The following is a 17,824-nucleotide window of genomic DNA, read 5'->3' as shown; positions in this document are numbered from 1 at the left end:
CTCCTATTGTAGTTGTAGGCTATGTAGAGAACCGAACGAGGTTTTAGTCATGTCTTCCTCAATACGTTCCCAAACAAAAAGAATTTTGCGTCCACCAAATGGGCGAATGTAATGAACGCCTTCGAGTAAAACACTATCTTTGAGTTGATTTCGGATAGTACGCTCGTTGTAATGAATTCGTTCCGACAGTTCTTTTGTAGTAAGATACGTGAAGTTCATATGTATATCCTTTTAAAAAGTATCACAATGATGTTATTTAAGATCACAATGCAATACTATAAGCATTTAATACATCATGCAAGTACTTTATTACACAATGGTGGTAATTAATGATAGTTTGCAATTTACCAGTCTTATTAGCTGAGCGCAGAATGAAGGTTGCGGATGTTGCGCGTGAAACAGGGATGAGTAAAACTACTCTGCATAAACTCTATAATGGTCAATCGACGCGTATTGATTTTGAAACTATTGAAAAGCTCTGCTTATTGCTAAATGTAGAAGTAGGGGAGCTTCTAAAATTACAAGCTGATGAAGACTAAGTTAATGAAATATTAATAAAAATAAGGTGACCAAATTTGGTCACCTTCCTTTTTTGAAGTATTTTTAATTGTGAGAACAGTCGTTAAATCTGGCTCTTTGGGCAGAGTTTTTGAAACTAGAAATGATTAGTATTTGTCGATATTTTTATTGCGTGACCAAATTTGGTCACGATCCTATTTGATCTTGTAAAAATATTGAATTGAAAATAATAGAAGTCTAATGACATAGAAATTTTCGATGGAATAATTTTTTAAGCAGTTTTAGAAAGGGGTTCTTATCTTTTTGATTTATTGAAGGCACTTTTTGGTCACTTATGGTCACCTGCAAATTGAAGACGTTGGGATAGACGTTATTTGAAAGCAGTCTAAAAATCTTTCTTGTTTTAAAAAATCTAATAAAATCAACAATAAAAAAGCCCCCATCTTTCGATGAGGGCTTTCTGAATTTGGAGCGGGAAACGAGACTCGAACTCGCGACCCCAACCTTGGCAAGGTTATGCTCTACCAACTGAGCTATTCCCGCATGCCGTGTATAATACATTATGCAAAAATAGGGTCAATAATTTTATGCAAAGAAATTGATTATTTGCATAAAATTAAAGCACTTTCATGCAAAAAGAGCAGGATATAGCAAATTTTTGTACAAAAGTTTCCCTCAGATTGCGCTCATGTATACTAATGAGCTATCTCAATCTGACCTTACAGAGTGACCGATGAACTTAGAACAACAGTTGATTGAACGTTTAAACACGCTTGCACCCAACCATCTTGAAGTAATCAATGAGTCGGCAGGACATGGCGGTTATTTCCCTGGTAAAGAGTCACACTTTAAAGTGATTGTGGTCAGTGAAGAATTCCAAGGCCTACGTCTGGTACAGCGTCATCAAAAAATTTATGCGGTTGCTGCTGAGTTAATGAGCCCGGGCCGCATCCACGCGTTAGCGATTCATGCCTATGTGCCGAGTGAGTGGCAGGGTGAGGCACCTGCCAGTCCGGAATGCGCACATGCACCCAAAGGTTAACAATCGATGATGGACATTCATTTACTTACTAAAATTGTGCATATCTCAGCAGTGAGCTTATTGATCATTGCTTTTGTATTACGTGCTTCGACTTTATTTGTAGGTGTGCAGGATCAGCAACCCAATGCGAAAGCCCGTAAAGGTCTGGTTGGTTTACAACATTTGTCTTTGACCTTGATTATTGTGACGGGTGCAATCTTGCTCAGTATGAACAATTTTGAAGTACAGCCTTGGTTCTATGCCAAAGTGATTTTGTTCTTTGTGTTCTGGTCTTCATTGATCAAAACCTACAAGCAGGACAGCAGCATTTTATTGGTACAACGTCGCGCAGGTTTATTAATCGGAACGGTTGCTCTGGTCGGTATTTTAGGCCTTGTCATGATTCAGCCGGTTTTTACCTGATTGTTTGACACATTGTGTAAGTAATAGTTATAGCGCTAGGTTAAACTGCATGCAGTTTACAAAAATATTTAGAGGGAAATTATGTTAACGCGTGTGGTGTTTAACCAGAAAGGCGGTGTGGGGAAATCAAGTATTACCGTGAATTTAGCGGCCATTAGTGCGCAGCAAGGTTTAAGAACCTTGGTGATTGATCTGGACCCGCAAGCAAATTCAAGCCAGTATCTTTTGGGTGAAGATGCAACCTATTCTGCCGATAAAGCCGCATTAGAGCCAAACATCGAAAATTTCTTCGAGGATATTTTAGGCAGTACGCAGCAAAAAGGACTGCTTGGCAATGCTATTGGCTCCATTCTGAAAGCACCGCGCGGTAAAGGTTTAGACAGTTATGTGCATCGTACTACTTTTGATAATCTGGATGTGATTCCTGCCAGTCCAAGTTTGGGGGCTCTTGAACATGCACTGGAAAGCAAGCATAAAATCTATAAATTGCGTGACTCGATCCAATCCTTGAGTGCACGTTATGACCGGATTTTTATTGATACACCCCCTGCATTTAATTTCTTTACTTTATCTGCTTTGATCTCTGCGGATCGGGTATTAATTCCATTCGATTGTGATGTGTTCTCAAAACGTGCGTTACAAACTTTGATTGAAAATGTGCTCGAAACCCAAGATGATCATAATGATCGCTTGGAGATTGAAGGAATTGTGGTCAATCAGTTCCAATCTCAGGCAAAACTACCCCGTGAAGTGGTTCAACAACTCAAAGATGAAGGTTTACCAGTGCTAGAGAGCATGTTACCCCCCTCGATCTTGATGAAAGAATCACATCAAAAGAATTTACCCTTGATTCATTTGGCATCTGACCATAAATTGACCGTCGCTTATGTGACCCTGTTCAATGAGATTGAATCAAAGAAATAAATAAGAGAATCTTATGAAACGCTTATATTGGATGCCTGTTTTGGCAGCGAGTCTGTTATTGGGTGCATGTGCATCAACGGTTAAACCCGCTTATGTGTCGCCTACACAATATCAAGCATTGAATTGCCAACAGTTACAAGCAGAATACAACCGTATTCAGCTTTATATTGAAAATGGTGTACAAACGCCAAAACGTACAGGTATGGGCGTTGGTGTTGGGCTTGGTGGTGGCTGGGGCAGAGGGGGGTGGGGCTTTGGTCCATCGATCTCACTCAATATGGGACAGTCAATGAATACCAAGAACACTGAGTTGGCCAATGTACTGGGTCAACAAGATGCGATTGTACAGGCAGCAAAATTTAAAGGCTGCCCGATTATTGTCAAACAACGTCCAAAATCATAGATTTTGACAACTGACCGTCATCTGTCAGGATGATGGTCAGCAACTAAATTATGGCAAAATGTTTCGTAAAATAATAAAAAAATTCAATATATTAAAAAATTATATCCACTAAATCATTGATTTTTCCCTTGCCTGCATCTCGCTCAAATTTGTATTTTTGCCCTAAATTCGTTTAAGGTGGCGCCCATGTCTAGTTGTTCGGTATATCTATGATTGAGAGTTGGTTTTTTGTTTTGGCGATGTTGGCGGTGTTATTGATACCTGGTCCAACCAATGCTTTGCTTGCCAGTGCAACACACCAACACGGTGTTCCTAAAACCATCACGTTTATTCCAATTGAGTGGTTGGGCTATCTCTACGGGATTAGTTTATGGGCGCTATTCATTCATTTATTTGATCCGATCTGGCCTGCGATTGGCGCGATTTTACATACGCTCAGTTTACTCTACGTATTGTGGATGGCTTTTCATCTCTGGAAAGGTTCACATCTACAAAAGCACGATCAGCATCATCAGCAAATTCGTAAAAGACAGCTATTCTTATCGACTTTAAAAAATCCAAAAACAGTACTGCTGGCTTCAGGGGTTTTTCCGAGTGAAACGTGGAATTCGATTGAGCAAGCTGCTTTGGTTTTTGCCATTTTTAGTCTTATTCTGATCCCGGTTAGTATTTTCTGGATGTTATTTGGACGTGCATTGCTGGCGGGAAGTTTGATTGGAATTAAAGCCGACCATTTGTATAAAGGGTCGGCCATGCTATTACTGATTTGTATGCTGCCTATGATCTTACGTTTCTTTTAACAGAACGCTCGACTTATTGGGCTTTCGTGCCCTTCATTTTCTGGCGGATAAAGCCAATCACGCCTGGTAAGATACTGATAATAATAATACCGAAAATCAGATGGGTGAAATTATCTTTCACGATTGGCATATTACCAAATAAATAACCAAGCGTGATGAAGGAGGCGATCCAGCAGAATGCACCAACGACATTATAGCTAAGGAAGTACTTATAATTCATACTACCTGCACCCGCAACAAATGGGGCAAAAGTACGTGCAAATGGAACAAAGCGCGCGAAGATAATGGTCTTACCTCCATGGCGTTCAAAGAATTGCTGGGTTTTAATAAGATGTTGTTTATTAATAAAACGCGAGTTAATTTCGAACACACGTGGCCCGATATAACGCCCAATATGATAGTTTAAGGTATCACCCAGTACCGCAGCAAGAAAGAGTAAAATACCCAATATCCATGGATCCATTGCACCTGTTGAAGCAGCCAATGCACCTGCAGCAAATAATAAACTATCGCCAGGTAAGAAAGGCATTACTACCAAACCGGTTTCAACAAAAATAATCAGGAATAAAATGGCATAAATCCATACACCATAATTGGTAATAAATTCTAAAAGATGTTCGTCAACGTGCAGAATAAAATCAATCAGTTCCATGAAGGTGTTAACACTATGAATGTGGACTAAATCCTAGCAGTGCATCTGTAGAAAGTCAGTATAAAAAGCAAATTAATTGGTAACTTTTCAGCACATATTCAAAGGAGATTGACGCGAGAAAAATAGTGTTATTGTTGCAAAATAGGAACGATATGTTAACTAAATAGGACTTTATTGCAAAATTAAAGATGCATAAACTTGCTAACATGTTAAAAAACGAACAGTGTGGAAATTGATTATGTTTAATCCAAATGTTGTTGTAAAAAATATCGTAACACAGTCTGGTGTGGCTAATGTCGTAACTTTGATTGCGCGTTTGTTGTTGGCTTATATTTTTCTTGTTGCTGGATGGGGCAAGATCGTGGGCTATGCAGGCACGGCTGGTTATATGGAATCAATGGGTGTTCCAGGCGCGTTGTTACCCCTCGTAATCTTGGTTGAGTTTGGTGGTGGTTTAGCCTTATTGTTTGGTTTCCAAACACGTTTTGCATCTTTAGGCTTAGGTATTTTTAGTATTATCACCGCCTTTATCTTCCATGGTGGTGCAGAGGATGCCATTAACTTTATGAAAAACTTTGCCATGGCAGGTGGTTTCTTCATGTTAATGCTTTATGGTGCAGGTCGTATTAGTCTTGATCATTTGATTGAAAAATAAACTATAGGCCGCTATTAATGCCCCACTGTGAATAGTGGGGCTAAATTTTGCCGATCGTATTTGCTTGCTTACAAACAAAAGCCGACATCTGTGCTTATTTCTGTTTAGATCATAATTGGTGAAAACAAATAGGACATGATAATGAAAAAAGTGCTTTTGGGTTGCGGGATCGTAGTGTTCACTGGTCTTTCGACGCTGACATGGGCGGGTAAGGATGATCATGTATTGCTACAGGAAGCGACAAAGAATATGGTGACCGTGAGCCAAGTGGCGAAATTGGCAGATGAAACGGGTGTCACGCTGACAGGCCAGATCACAAAGCATCTGCAAAGTGATCATTATGAATTTAAAGATCGGAGTGGTACGATCAGTGTAGAAATTGATGATGATCTTTGGCGTCAGGCAGGGCTAAAAGTCGGTGATCATGTGCGTTTGGTGGGTGAGGTAGATACCCATCGTTATAAAGCAACCGATATTGAAGTGATTAAAATTGAAAAATATACATCTCGATAAAAGCATAAAAAAGGAAGCAGATGCTCACTACTGTCCCATAGTTTGCTTTAAATAAAAAAAACCTGAGTCTAAATAGTTAAAATATGAGTGCAAACAAACACTTTAACTATAAAGGAGTCAGGTTTTGTCACATCAGAATACCGTATTTCATCAATTACTCAAACCCATTCTAAGACAAGATTTTGAACGTCTGGCTAAACTACACCACTCTGGGCAAAAATTAAGATCAGCCACCCGCTGGGATCAGTTTGTTGCTATATTGATGTCCCAACTTTCTTGTCGGCAAAGCTTAAGAGACATTCAATCCAATCTCGAATCCCAGCAGGAAAAGCTCTATCATCTTGGCGCGAAGAGAATTGCGCGAAGCACCTTAGCAAGACTCAACGAAGAACAGCCCGCCAGCCTGTATCAGCAATTGTTCACACAGCTGCTTCAGCGCTGTGAAAACTCTAAAACTGCACATAAATTTAGATTCAAAAATCCGCTGTATTCACTAGATGCCAGTCATATTGATCTTTCACTGTCATTGTGCGCATGGGCAAAAGTGCATGAATCCAAAGCCAGTATTAAACTCAGTGTTGGCTTAAATCACAGCAATACCATTCCTGAATTTGTAGCGCTTGGGGATGGTATTGAAAATGATATGGTGCAAGGCAGAGCATTTAAATTTCCTGCTGGCAGCATTATCGTCTTTGATAAAGGATATGTTGATTATCAATGGTTTGCTCAGTTGACACTTCAGAACGTCAGCTTTGTAACCCGGCTACGCCCAAAGACAGTTTATCAAGTTAAATCAAGCCGCAGCGTATTAGAGACTAAAGGGATTATTGCGGATGAATGTATTGAATTGAGCAGTGCGCATGCCAAGAAAAGAGGCGCACCTGAATTATTAAGACGTATAGAGTTTTATGATACAGATAAGAAAAGAACATTCGAATTTCTGAGCAACAACTTTCATCTGGCAGCATCCACCATTGCTGCAATTTATAAAGATCGCTGGAAGATTGAGTTATTCTTTAAAGCCATCAAGCAGAATTTAAAACTGAAGTCATTTCTAGGTCGAAGCCGCAATGCGATACAAACGCAAATATGGATTGCATTAATTGCCTATTTGCTGGTGAACTTCGCTAAACACATGGCACAAGAAGGATGGAGTGTTCAGCGTTTACTGAGAATTATTCAGGTCAATTTATTTGAAAGGAAACTTTTAAGGTCACTCTTTGTGCCTGATAAAAAATGGCGAAAACAAGAAGAACCTCAATTGAGGTTCTTCTTGTGATATTTGTGGGACAGCAGTGAGCAGATGCTTCCTTTTTTATCACTCAGATTTTTAGAGCATAAAATGAATCTGCATTTCCCCAACGAGGAAACCCAACACCGCACCAACAATAATCAGTGACCATTCATCTTCTTTGAAGGCAGGGCGTAACATCCCTTCAAACTCTTCCGGGCTGAGTTTCTGCATACGTTCAACCAGTGTATTGCGCACATTCATGGCATCTTCAGCATAAGACTCAACATAGCGCATGGTATCTGGAAGCTGTTTCAGAATACGCTCTGCGACTTCGGCTTTCAGGTTCTGATATTTCTCGCCGCCAATGGCATAGACCACCAATGGACGCACAATACCTGCCTGTAAGTCAATTTCTTGTTTTACCTGGCGGCTGACCAATTCAATGACTTTGTCCGAATGTGTGCCTGAAAACAATTCTTCCATCATATTGCGTGAAGTCAGTAATTGTTTGGAAATCAATGCAGCATAGTCGGCAGCAACTTCATTCTGACGTTTGATGAACAAACCCTGCCAAGTGTAGCCCATGATCTTTTTTGGGTATAACGGGCGGAACATCATTTGTAAGGCCATCCAGTCGCTAAAGAAGCCGACAAAGCCACCGAACATTGGCAGCATCCATGGATATTTACCTTGAGTCACGATCCAGCACAGCATTTGCACTACACCAATCGCAAAACCAAACACGAAACCGACGTTACTAAAGAATTTGAATTCCTGTTTGCCAACTTTTTTAAAGATTTCATTGAGCAGGCGTTTGTCTTTGAGCAGATTGTTGATCACCATATGTTTGATATCAAAGTACTTGGCAACATCCTTCTGTACTTCACTCATGATATGTTCAACAATTTCTGGCGCTTTGGCCTGAACACGTTTAATTAGTTTCTGTCGTGCAAACTCCGGCATACCTTCCCATAAGCCAGGTTGGTATTGCTGTGCCACTTCGCGGGTAATGTCCTCAGCGGCTGCCATTAATGGTTTTTCAATTTCTTGGGCAATCCGTTTGGGGTCGAGTCGGGCAAAAATTTCTTCGGGTTTGATCAGCTTGGAGGTCATCAACTCCACAGCCGTGGTGGCCATCTTCTCTGCTTTACGGGGAACAATCCCTTGCCATCCGAGTGGAAGACCAAATAAGCGCAATCCTTTAAATTCAAGTGGTGAAAACATCATTTGAATGGCAATGACTTTGGTTACATAACCAATAAAGCCACTGATAAAAGGGATTGAAATATACAACCAGAAATTCTGTTGAAAATCCGCAATCATTTCTTGAAACATTATTTTATTGGTCCTTCAAGTCCTAATTGTTGCTCGTGGTCGGACAAGCGTTAGATGATAGTAAAATATTTTAGGGCATTGACGATAAGCCAAGGCCTTTAGAGTTGTAGTTGCCTTTTGATTTATTCCTTTGGGTGAGGACATAGCATCGTATAAAAGGCAACGATGTAGCCGAGAGCATACCTTTCCTTGGTAATACCTTTTCGATTCGTCATCTTAGCACCAATTTTTGCTTTGTGTTGAGCAGAATGGGCAAGAATTGTTGATTGAACGCTCCTTATTTTGTGCTTGACTTGAGAATTTTAGTTTAAATATCAGTGCCCATTGACATGCCTAAGGAAAAAACGAGATAGATGATGAATTGCGATGCGCCAAAGCGTGAAAAATGTTAGAATATGGCGCTTAATTCATTTGCCTTTATGATGAACCATGACGACCAATACTCAAATTACTGAAGATCGTATCCTTATTTTGGATTTCGGCTCTCAATATAGCCAGCTGATTGCACGTCGTGTACGTGAAGCGGGTGTCTATTCTGAAATGTATGCATTCGATATGTCTGAAGAAGACATTCGTGCGTTTAATCCGAACGGGATTATTTTGTCAGGTGGCCCTGAGAGCGTACATGAAGAAGGAAGCCCACGCGCGCCGCAAGTTGTATTTGAATTAGGCGTACCAGTGTTGGGTATCTGTTATGGCTTACAAACCATGTCTGAACAGCTTGGCGGTAAAGTAGAGCCGGGTACAGTACATGAGTTTGGTTATGCAGAAGTTGATATTCTAGTTCGTGATAAATTGATTGGTCACTTGCAAGACCGTGAAAACCAGTTACATGTGTGGATGAGTCATGGCGATAAAGTCAGTGCGATTCCAGAAGGTTTCCAAGTGACTGCAAGCACACCAAGCTGCCCATTCGCTGCAGTAAGTGATGAAGCACGTCGTTTCTATGGTGTTCAGTTCCACCCAGAAGTAACGCACACGGCCAAAGGTGCTGAATTACTGTCGAATTTCGTCCATCAGATTTGTGGTTGCCGTGGTCTGTGGACCCCTGAGCACATCATTGACCTGCGTGTAGAACAGTTGCGTGAGCAAATTGGTGATGAAAAAGTTCTGTTAGGTTTGTCGGGTGGTGTGGACTCATCTGTAGTCGCAGCATTATTGCATAAAGCCATTGGTGATCAGTTAACTTGCGTATTTGTAGACAATGGTTTACTTCGTTTAAACGAAGGTGATCAAGTGATGCAAATGTTTGCAGAAAACATGGGTATCCGTGTAATTCGTGCTGATGCTGAACAACGTTTCTTGTCTGCATTGGCGGGCGAAGTTGATCCTGAGAAAAAACGTAAAATCATTGGTCGTGAATTTATTGAAGTTTTTGCAGAAGAAGCGCGTAAACTTGATGGCGTGAAATTCTTGGCGCAAGGGACGATTTATCCAGACGTGATCGAATCTGCAGCAAGCAAACAAGGTAAGGCACACGTGATTAAATCACACCACAACGTGGGTGGTTTACCTGATGATTTGGAATTTGAATTGGTTGAGCCATTACGTGACTTGTTTAAAGACGAAGTACGTAAATTAGGTACAACCATTGGCTTACCGCATAGCATGATTTACCGTCATCCATTCCCAGGTCCAGGTTTGGGCGTGCGTATATTGGGTGAAGTGAAAAAAGAATATGCAGATATTCTTCGTCTTGCTGATGACATCTTCATGCAAGAACTACGTGATAGCGGTTGGTACGACAAAACTGCACAAGCATTTGCGGTATTCCAACCAGTAAAATCAGTGGGTGTGGTGGGTGATGGTCGCCGTTATGCATGGGTGATTGCACTTCGTGCCGTAGAAACCGTTGACTTCATGACAGCACGTTTTGCGCACTTACCGTATGACTTGGTTGATAAAATCTCAACCCGTATCATGAATGAAATTAAAGATGTTTCACGTGTTGTTTATGACGTGTCATCTAAACCACCCGCAACGATCGAGTGGGAATAAGAAAAAGGGCAGGATGAAAATCCTGCCTTTTTTATGATTGATCAAGAGGTGAAGCATGTTGGAGACCTTGCAATTAGATGAGTTACAAACAGCCTTACAGCAGCTTTTAGGCGAATCACTGTTTGCTATTTATCTTTATGGTTCGGCCATCGATGGCGGCCTAGGTCCAGAAAGCGATCTGGATATTTTGGTTGTCGTCAACCAAGTACTGACGCTCCAGCAAAGACAGCAACTGGCAGAAACCTTATTACACATTTCTCATCCGATCGGTACTGTACAACGAGCACTTGAAGTCACCATCGTACTCAAACAGCAGATTCTTTCAGAAAGTTACCCGCTCAGCTACGAGCTACAATTTGGTGAATGGTTGCGTGATGAGTTAAGCCAAGGCGCTATACTCAGTACACATGCAGACCCCGATCTGAGTATTTTGCTCAAGAAAGCACAAATGCATCATCGTACTTTGCTGGGGCCAAGTCTGACACAGTGGTCAACTGAAATTCCAAACCAACAGCTTTGGCAAGCGATGGCAGACACCTATCCATCGATCGTGGCGCATTGGGATGAGGATGCGGATGAACGCAACCAGATTTTGGCTTTATGCCGAATTTATTTTAGTTTGGTTATGGATGATATTGTACCGAAAGATCAGGCTGCACAATGGGTGATCCCTCAATTACAACAGCAGCATCAAATTGTTTTACAGCGTATGAGCCAAGAATATAAAGGTGAGATTGGCAAGCAGCACTGGCCAAGTGAGCATCTGACTTTGCAAGCGATTGTTGACTTTCTTAATATGAAGATCACTGCACTTTTAAAACATAAAATACATAAATAATAAACAGTAAAGGACAATACTTGGATTGTTGCATAGATAAAACTTAGTATTGCAAGAACAGGCTATTCAGGCCATCTCGATTAGACCTAACATTTGTTCATGATAAAGCCCAGATCGGGAGTGCCTTTTGAATCAGATTGTTGAAATGCAAACGTTCATTGCCGTGGTTGATGCGGGAAGTATTACCCATGCTGCGACACGCCTAGGCATTACTAAATCAGTAGTGAGTCAGCGGATTCAGCAACTGGAACAGCGTTTGTCTGCTGCGCTGATTCATCGTGGTCGAAGTATGCTGTTAACCGAGGCTGGACAGGAGTTTTATCAGCAGTCGAGCAAGATTCTGGTGGAGTTAAGTGAGCTAGAAGAATCTATCAGCGCGCGTCATGATCATATTGGTGGTAGTTTTCGTTTATCGGTACCACAGGCATTTAATATTCAATATCTCGCCCTTTATTTGGCTGAGTTCGTGCAACTGTATCCTGAATTAAAGCTAGATATTGAGTCGAGTGATCATTTTGTCAATCTGAATAATGGTCATTATGATGCGGCGATTCGGATGGGAGAGTTAGCTGATTCCAATCTGATTAGTCAGACGGTTGCACAGAATCACCACTATATTTGTGCAAGTCCAGATTATTTAAAAGCGTATGGGATGCCTACTCACCCTAATGAGTTGTTGCGACATCGTGGATTGTTGTATTTGTCTCGAGAACCACATGGGATGTGGCAACTTCCTGTGGACGGAAAAAAGGCCTTTTTCCGAATATCTCCTTATCTACGCACAGATAGTGGTCATCAATTACTGGCGGCTGCCAAGCGTGGTTTAGGGATTGCAATTCTGCCAAGCTTTCTTGCTGCAGAAGCAATTTGCCAAAAGCAACTCAAGGTGATCTTGCCTGAGTTCTCTCCTTCGGGAGGCAATATTTCAGTGGTTTACCGCTTGTCCAATCGAGCCTCCCCTAAAATTCAAACTTTGGTTGATTTTCTATCCACAAAAATTGGTCATCCTGCGCCGTGGGATAGCCAGATTCAGAATATGCTGCGGCAGGAGTCATAAGACCTTGTTCGGAAAAAGCGAATCATAGTTTTGCTTTTTTTGGTCTAGCGAACAAAAAACATCATTTGTTAGGGTGTTTGCCTCTCTTTTAAAACCGATTGATATCGGGTGATCTGAGAAGATCGATATGTTACTGAGCATTTACCCTCGCGATTTGCTGTTATCACATTTTCAACCCATGTAGCTCAAGTAACTTGCAAGTGTGGTTTAGAAACAGCGTGGGGGAGATGTGTTGAATACTTAAGATTATGATATTTATCAAAATATTAATTGAATGTCTTGGTGGATTAATATTAGACAGCATCCCAATGTCGATCTTCTTTGATTTTTACTTTTAGGATATGCAGATGAATAGACTAGCTAAGAACTGGATAAATGGTGAGTGGGTAGATTCTCATCAGCATATGCAGTCAATTAATCCAGCAACATATGAAGTAATCGGACAATATGCCAATGCCACGATAGAGCAGGTGCAAAGTGCGATATGGGCCGCAAAGAAAGCATTGAAAGAAACAGATTGGAAGCGTGATCGTCGTTTACGGGCAAAAGTACTGAATGAAATGGCGGATGCTTTCGAACGTCATACCGATGAGTTGATCGAGATTCTTGCCACTGAAAATGGAAAGATTAAGCCCGAAGCCACCTTTGAAGTGACGATGGTTCCCGCTAAATTACGCTATTACGCAGCGTTGACTTTAACTGAATATGGTCGAGCATTAGAGCCAAAGCCGGGTAGTTATTCGATGGTTATACGCGAGCCGATGGGGGTGTCTGGGATTATTGTACCTTGGAATTCTCCCGTGGTTTTAATGATTCGTTCACTGGCACCTGCATTAGCCGCGGGCACCACAACAGTGATTAAGATGCCAGGTCAAACTGCACAAACCAATGCCATAATCTCCCAAATTTTTTCTGAGCTTACTTCTTTACCGCAAGGAGTGATTAATTTATTTAGTGAGTCGACAGGAGGTGGGTCGCGTTTACTGGTGGAATCACCCGATGTCCCAGTGATTAGTTTTACGGGCAGCACAGCAACAGGTAAAGCTATTTCAGCGACAGGCGCGCAGCATCTAAAACGCTTTGGTCTAGAATTGGGTGGTAAAACGCCGATGATCGTGTTTAAGGATGCCGATCTTGATCTGGTGTTACCTAAACTGGAAAAAGCCCTGACCATCTTTGCGGGGCAGTTCTGTATGACAGGTTCACGCTTACTGGTTCAGCGTGAGCTGGCAGATGAGCTGAAACGGAAACTGGCGCAGCGTTTGGAAGCCGTCAAAGTCGGCCCGGCTGCCGATCCTAGCAGTGATATGGGACCATTGATCGATAAAAATAATGTGGCACGTGTTGATGCTGTGGTTGAAAAAGCGATTGCAGAAGGAGCGAAGGTGATTGTTCGTGGTGGCCCGATTACCGAAGGTGAACTGGCCAAAGGTGCTTTCTATCGTCCCACCTTACTTGAAGTGAATGACAACAGCTTGGATATTATTCAGGAAGAAACTTTTGGGCCAGTCCTTACTTTGCAAGTGTTTGATACCGAAGCAGAAGCGATTATGCTTGCCAATGATAACCAATATGGTTTAGCGGCTTCAATCTGGAGTCGTGATGTAGATTTACCATTACGCGTTGCGACTGAAATGGAAGCGGGTACCGTGTGGATCAATGATTGGGCCGTGGTTTATGATGAGTTTGAGGAGGGTGGTTTTAAAAACTCTGGTCTTGGGCGAATGAATGGGATGGCGGCAATGGATGACTTCATTGAATATAAGCATATTACCATTTCAACGGGTGTTTCTGGAGCGGACTAGGGATTTGGTCAAGCATTGAATGACACTACAAACAGCGCATCGATTTCGATACGCTGTTTTTATTTTAGCCTGAGTTAGAATTAGGTCGAGAACAGTTTAAAGCACACTTGTCTTAACCATTGATTACTTGGGGTTTGATGGACACGCGAATGCCAGTGTTGCTTAACGCTGAATTGTGGAAAGTGATAGGGAGGCTCTAAGGTTTTCAACCCGCCTTGAGTCATTAACACCTGCGCCAGATAATTGGGAATAGTGGCAATTACATCGGTATCTCTGACAATCAGACCGACACCCAAATAGCTGGGTAAACGCACCAGAATATTGCGGTTGACGCCGTGTTTTTGTAGCTCATGCTCCACCACATAATGTCCTCCTGTTGCCAAGATATCGACATGTAATTCCTGAGCAAACTCTAGAGCGGATAGGCTGGTTCCTGTTAGCCGAGGATGTTGTTGACTAGCCAAACACGTGTAATGCTGCTGAAACAAGGTTTGCTGATAAAAACCTGCTTCCAGTTGGGGGAGGAATCCAATGGCGAGATCAATATGTCCATTCGACATCATCGGGGCTGTCTGGCTATCAATTGGCAGAATGTCCAGACGAATTGACGGGGCATGCTGACGCATGTAATTCATCAGGCGCGGTAAAAATACCAAGTGACTGATGTCAGTCATGCTGATACGAAATTGATAGGTTGAGGTTTGTGGGTCGAACTCAATATTATAGTTTTCTACCAATTTTAGGCGGTTGAGAATTTCCACCACCATTGGATAAATTTGCTGGGCGAGTTCGGTGGGTTGCATTTTATTTTCAATTCGTACAAACAGTGGGTCACGAAAATGGGTGCGGAGTTTATTCAGTGCAATACTTAAGGTTGGTTGACCAATACCCAATTGTTCCGCGGCTTTAGAAATACTTTTATGCTGATAAATTTCAAAGAAAATTTTCAGCAATCTTGTATCCAGATCAAACATCGCACTGACCCACTGTATTGATTTTATCAATACAGCCTATTGTTTTTTGTGCATAGATTCAACACATCCTGATTGTTACATTGAGCCAACACCGAATATTGATGAAATTATCGTCATTATTATTGTGCTCCATGGGCAGAAAAAGGAATGACATATGGAACCTTTAGGCACGCTAGAAGAGCTACCCGAACGTTATCGAGAGGAGCTGAATGCGTCAAATCTGGTGCCGTTATGGCCTAATTTACGAAGCTTTATCCCACCCAATAAACCACGACCACAAACAGTTGCAACCGCTTGGTATTTTCATCAGATTAAGCCTCTGTTACTAGAAGCTGGGGAGCTAACGCCGATCGAAAAGGCAGAGCGTCGAGTGTTGGCACTCGCTAACCCAGGGCATGGTTTGGACAATATGAAGGTCAGTCCAGCCATGTATTTAGGCATGCAACTGCTGCTCCCTAAAGAGTGGGCACCTGCACATCGCCATGCACCGAATGCAGTACGTCTTATTGTTGAAGGTGAAGGGGCTTACACCACTGTTGAAGGGCAAAAATGCATTATGGAACATGGTGACATGATCCTTACCCCTTCTGGGTTATGGCATGAGCATGGACATGATGGTGACCAACCTGTGATCTGGATGGATATCCTTGATTTACCACTGGTTTACTATATGGAAGCCTCTTTTGTGGAAGAGGGCCGTCGTCAAGAAGTGGATCGAATCAATCAAGGTTCTACCCCCCAATATGCAGCAGGTATTGTACCGACCCCGCATTTTAGTCGTGAAGATGCCGCATATCCGATGATGCGTTATGCGTGGAAGGATACTAAAAAGGTCTTGGATGCCTTAGCAAAAAAAGCAGGCTATCAGGACCCGTTACAAGTGGCCTATGTCAATCCTGAAACGGGTCAAGATTGTCAACATATTCTAGGCTATTCAGCACTGCTGCTGCGTCCGAATGAAACACTATCTCTGCCTTTACGTTCCACCCCACAGGTGTTTCATGTCATTGAAGGGGGCTTAACGATCCAGATCGATCAACAGGATTTTCATTTGAGTAAAGCCGATACCGCCTGTGCACCGTGTTTTGCTGTTATTGATTTAATCAATACATCCGAACAGCCATGCTATGTCTTTATCGCAGATGAAGCTCCTTTGCAGCGTAAGTTGGGCCTGTATTCAATCCGTGAGCGAACTGCTGCACGTCCATAATTTTAATCTCAGCTGTGGTGAAAGCACATGCTGCTGAGGAGCGAGTATATGAAACTTTATAGTTTTTTTCGTAGTGGTACATCACATCGAACCCGCATTGCTCTGAATTTAAAGGGTTTGGATTATGAGATAAGTTATGTCTCACTGGCTAAAAATGAGCATCAACAGCTGGACTTTAAGAGATTGAATCCACAGGGTTTTGTCCCCGTATTGGAAACTGAATCTGGTCTGCTGCTACAAAGTCCAGCCATCATCGAATGGATTGAACAGCAATATCCAGAGCCTGCTTTGTTACCAGCAGATGCATTGGGTAAAGAAAAAGTACGCGCCATTGCGGCGTTGATTGGCTGTGATATTCATCCCTTAAACAATAAACGTGTGCTGGAACATTTACGCCAGCTTGGGTTGGATCAGAACCAGATCAATGCATGGTGTGCTAAATGGATTCAAGATGGTTTTTCGGCTTTAGAGCAGATCTTGGCACAAGATCCTACGCGGAAAAAGTTCTGCTATGGCAATCAACCTAGCCTAGCCGATGCCTATTTGATTCCACAGGTAGTGTCTGCACAACGCTTTCAGGTCGACCTATCGGCCTATCCCCAAATTAATGAAATTTATCAGCATTGTATGACGCTTGAAGCATTTCAGAAAGCTGCACCTGAACAGCAAGCAGATGCGTTTTAAGTTGCTGATCCACCTATATCAATAAGGAATATGCCATGAGCTTTATATTTGAACCCATGACACCAGCAGGCCTGTTTATCCACGGCTCAGATCAACAATTTCCAGTCCGTCGAGTTTACTGTGTCGGACGTAACTACGCTGCCCATGCGCGTGAAATGGGTTTTGATCCAGATCGTGAACCACCGTTCTTTTTCTGCAAACCGAATGACTTAGAGTCGATTGTACCTGTTGATCAAGAGGCGGTAGATATTCCTTATCCAAGCGAGACCTCAAATTATCACTATGAAATTGAGTTGGTGGTTGCGATTGGTCGGGATGCCAAGAATGTTTCAGTCGAAGAGGCTGCACAGTATATCTATGGTTATGCAGTGGGCTTGGACATGACGCGCCGTGACCTGCAAATGAGTATGCGTGAAAAAGGGCGTCCATGGGAAATTGGAAAAGCATTCGATTTTTCTGCGCCGATTGGTCCGATTCATCCCATCACCGAAACAGGTGAAATGAATCAGGCGGATATTCATTTGACCGTCAACGGTACAACTGAGCAACGCAGTGATATTAGCCATTTGATCTGGTCAGTTGCTGAAACCATTGCCAATCTATCGACCTTATTTGAACTCAAAGCAGGCGACTTGATCTTTACAGGAACACCTGAAGGGGTGGGTGCTGTGGTTCGAGGTGATGTGATGCGTGCTGAGATTACCGGATTGACTGGCATTACCGTGAATGTGAAATAACGCACTTGATCTGAGTGGTTTAAACAGGTGCTCAAGCTGAAG

At 42.2% G+C, this 17,824-nt stretch carries 20 protein-coding genes and 1 tRNA gene; 16 read left to right on the top strand and 5 right to left on the bottom strand.

The window, feature by feature from the left end; all coding sequences use genetic code 11:
* Nucleotides 1–3: 3 nt before the first annotated feature.
* A complete protein-coding gene (locus tag F907_RS00495; protein WP_004684369.1) occupies nucleotides 4–219 on the bottom strand; it encodes a hypothetical protein in 216 nt (71 codons plus the stop codon).
* A gap of 110 nt (nucleotides 220–329) precedes the next feature.
* On the opposite strand from F907_RS00495, the gene F907_RS00500 reads away from it, so the two are divergent.
* Nucleotides 330–539 carry a helix-turn-helix domain-containing protein gene (locus F907_RS00500; RefSeq protein ID WP_017396932.1) on the top strand — a complete coding sequence of 70 codons (210 nt, stop codon included), beginning with the start codon at nucleotides 330–332 and terminating at the stop codon, nucleotides 537–539.
* Between the two features lie 447 nt (nucleotides 540–986).
* Here the strand turns inward: F907_RS00500 and F907_RS00505 are convergent.
* A tRNA-Gly gene (locus tag F907_RS00505) sits at nucleotides 987–1,062 on the bottom strand.
* A 190-nt stretch (nucleotides 1,063–1,252) separates the two neighbouring features.
* Between F907_RS00505 and F907_RS00510 the strand changes: the two genes are divergently transcribed.
* The 5 genes from F907_RS00510 to F907_RS00530 all read left to right on the top strand — a co-directional run bounded on the left by F907_RS00510 (nucleotide 1,253) and on the right by F907_RS00530 (nucleotide 4,090).
* Complete coding sequence (locus F907_RS00510; RefSeq protein WP_005240489.1) at nucleotides 1,253–1,561, top strand: BolA family protein; 309 nt, start codon at nucleotides 1,253–1,255, stop codon at nucleotides 1,559–1,561.
* A 9-nt stretch (nucleotides 1,562–1,570) separates the two neighbouring features.
* The gene (locus F907_RS00515) at nucleotides 1,571–1,963 is read left to right on the top strand and encodes a SirB2 family protein (protein ID WP_010589820.1); all 393 of its coding nucleotides are present in this window, start codon (nucleotides 1,571–1,573) and stop codon (nucleotides 1,961–1,963) included.
* An 81-nt stretch (nucleotides 1,964–2,044) separates the two neighbouring features.
* Nucleotides 2,045–2,887, top strand: a complete 843-nt coding sequence (locus F907_RS00520) for a ParA family protein (RefSeq protein WP_005240485.1) — start codon at nucleotides 2,045–2,047, stop codon at nucleotides 2,885–2,887.
* A 13-nt stretch (nucleotides 2,888–2,900) separates the two neighbouring features.
* On the top strand, nucleotides 2,901–3,290 hold the full coding sequence (locus tag F907_RS00525) for a hypothetical protein (RefSeq protein ID WP_005240482.1): 390 nt from the start codon (nucleotides 2,901–2,903) through the stop codon (nucleotides 3,288–3,290).
* Nucleotides 3,291–3,499: 209 nt separating this feature from the next.
* Entirely contained in the window at nucleotides 3,500–4,090 is a 591-nt protein-coding gene (locus F907_RS00530) for a LysE family translocator (protein WP_005240480.1), read from the top strand.
* A 13-nt stretch (nucleotides 4,091–4,103) separates the two neighbouring features.
* Here the strand turns inward: F907_RS00530 and F907_RS00535 are convergent, their stop codons facing one another.
* Nucleotides 4,104–4,742 (bottom strand): DedA family protein, encoded by a 639-nt coding sequence (locus tag F907_RS00535; RefSeq protein WP_005240478.1) that lies wholly within the window; start codon nucleotides 4,740–4,742, stop codon nucleotides 4,104–4,106.
* A gap of 238 nt (nucleotides 4,743–4,980) precedes the next feature.
* On the opposite strand from F907_RS00535, the gene F907_RS00540 reads away from it, so the two are divergent.
* The 3 genes from F907_RS00540 (at nucleotide 4,981) to F907_RS00550 (ending at nucleotide 7,189) form a co-directional block, all read left to right on the top strand.
* Nucleotides 4,981–5,397 (top strand): DoxX family protein, encoded by a 417-nt coding sequence (locus tag F907_RS00540; protein WP_005240476.1) that lies wholly within the window; start codon nucleotides 4,981–4,983, stop codon nucleotides 5,395–5,397.
* 141 nt (nucleotides 5,398–5,538) lie between these two features.
* The gene (locus F907_RS00545) at nucleotides 5,539–5,910 is read left to right on the top strand and encodes a NirD/YgiW/YdeI family stress tolerance protein (protein ID WP_005240475.1); all 372 of its coding nucleotides are present in this window, start codon (nucleotides 5,539–5,541) and stop codon (nucleotides 5,908–5,910) included.
* Nucleotides 5,911–6,034: 124 nt separating this feature from the next.
* On the top strand, nucleotides 6,035–7,189 hold the full coding sequence (locus tag F907_RS00550) for an IS4 family transposase (RefSeq protein ID WP_005003123.1): 1,155 nt from the start codon (nucleotides 6,035–6,037) through the stop codon (nucleotides 7,187–7,189).
* Nucleotides 7,190–7,240: 51 nt separating this feature from the next.
* Here the strand turns inward: F907_RS00550 and F907_RS00555 are convergent, their stop codons facing one another.
* Nucleotides 7,241–8,467: a DUF445 family protein gene (locus F907_RS00555; protein WP_171057836.1), complete on the bottom strand. Its 1,227-nt coding sequence runs from the start codon at nucleotides 8,465–8,467 to the stop codon at nucleotides 7,241–7,243.
* Between the two features lie 441 nt (nucleotides 8,468–8,908).
* On the opposite strand from F907_RS00555, the gene guaA reads away from it, so the two are divergent.
* From guaA to F907_RS00575, 4 genes are all read left to right on the top strand, one after another.
* A complete protein-coding gene (gene guaA, locus F907_RS00560; RefSeq protein ID WP_005240472.1) occupies nucleotides 8,909–10,477 on the top strand; it encodes a glutamine-hydrolyzing GMP synthase in 1,569 nt (522 codons plus the stop codon).
* Nucleotides 10,478–10,532: 55 nt separating this feature from the next.
* Nucleotides 10,533–11,315 carry an ANT(3'')-II family aminoglycoside nucleotidyltransferase gene (locus F907_RS00565; protein WP_005240470.1) on the top strand — a complete coding sequence of 261 codons (783 nt, stop codon included), beginning with the start codon at nucleotides 10,533–10,535 and terminating at the stop codon, nucleotides 11,313–11,315.
* 127 nt (nucleotides 11,316–11,442) lie between these two features.
* Nucleotides 11,443–12,372, top strand: coding sequence for a LysR family transcriptional regulator (locus F907_RS00570; protein WP_005240468.1), 930 nt, complete (start codon nucleotides 11,443–11,445; stop codon nucleotides 12,370–12,372).
* A 347-nt stretch (nucleotides 12,373–12,719) separates the two neighbouring features.
* Complete coding sequence (locus F907_RS00575; protein WP_005240465.1) at nucleotides 12,720–14,177, top strand: aldehyde dehydrogenase family protein; 1,458 nt, start codon at nucleotides 12,720–12,722, stop codon at nucleotides 14,175–14,177.
* Between the two features lie 80 nt (nucleotides 14,178–14,257).
* On the opposite strand, the gene F907_RS00580 is transcribed toward F907_RS00575, so the two are convergent.
* Complete coding sequence (locus F907_RS00580; RefSeq protein WP_005240463.1) at nucleotides 14,258–15,151, bottom strand: LysR family transcriptional regulator; 894 nt, start codon at nucleotides 15,149–15,151, stop codon at nucleotides 14,258–14,260.
* Between the two features lie 154 nt (nucleotides 15,152–15,305).
* Here F907_RS00580 and F907_RS00585 point away from each other — a divergent pair, with 154 nt between their 5' ends.
* Genes F907_RS00585 through F907_RS00595 form a run of 3 tightly spaced genes read left to right on the top strand, consistent with a single transcriptional unit; the run spans nucleotide 15,306 to nucleotide 17,782 of the window.
* On the top strand, nucleotides 15,306–16,361 hold the full coding sequence (locus F907_RS00585; protein ID WP_005240461.1) for a cupin domain-containing protein: 1,056 nt from the start codon (nucleotides 15,306–15,308) through the stop codon (nucleotides 16,359–16,361).
* Nucleotides 16,362–16,409: 48 nt separating this feature from the next.
* Nucleotides 16,410–17,045: a maleylacetoacetate isomerase gene (maiA, locus tag F907_RS00590; RefSeq protein WP_005240459.1), complete on the top strand. Its 636-nt coding sequence runs from the start codon at nucleotides 16,410–16,412 to the stop codon at nucleotides 17,043–17,045.
* A gap of 35 nt (nucleotides 17,046–17,080) precedes the next feature.
* Entirely contained in the window at nucleotides 17,081–17,782 is a 702-nt protein-coding gene (locus F907_RS00595) for a fumarylacetoacetate hydrolase family protein (protein WP_005240457.1), read from the top strand.
* The last annotated feature ends 42 nt before the right edge of the window (nucleotides 17,783–17,824 follow it).

Origin of the sequence: Acinetobacter colistiniresistens (genome assembly GCF_000413935.1) — a bacterium.
GTDB lineage: Bacteria > Pseudomonadota > Gammaproteobacteria > Pseudomonadales > Moraxellaceae > Acinetobacter > Acinetobacter colistiniresistens.
This window is presented reverse-complemented; position numbering and strand designations above follow the sequence as displayed.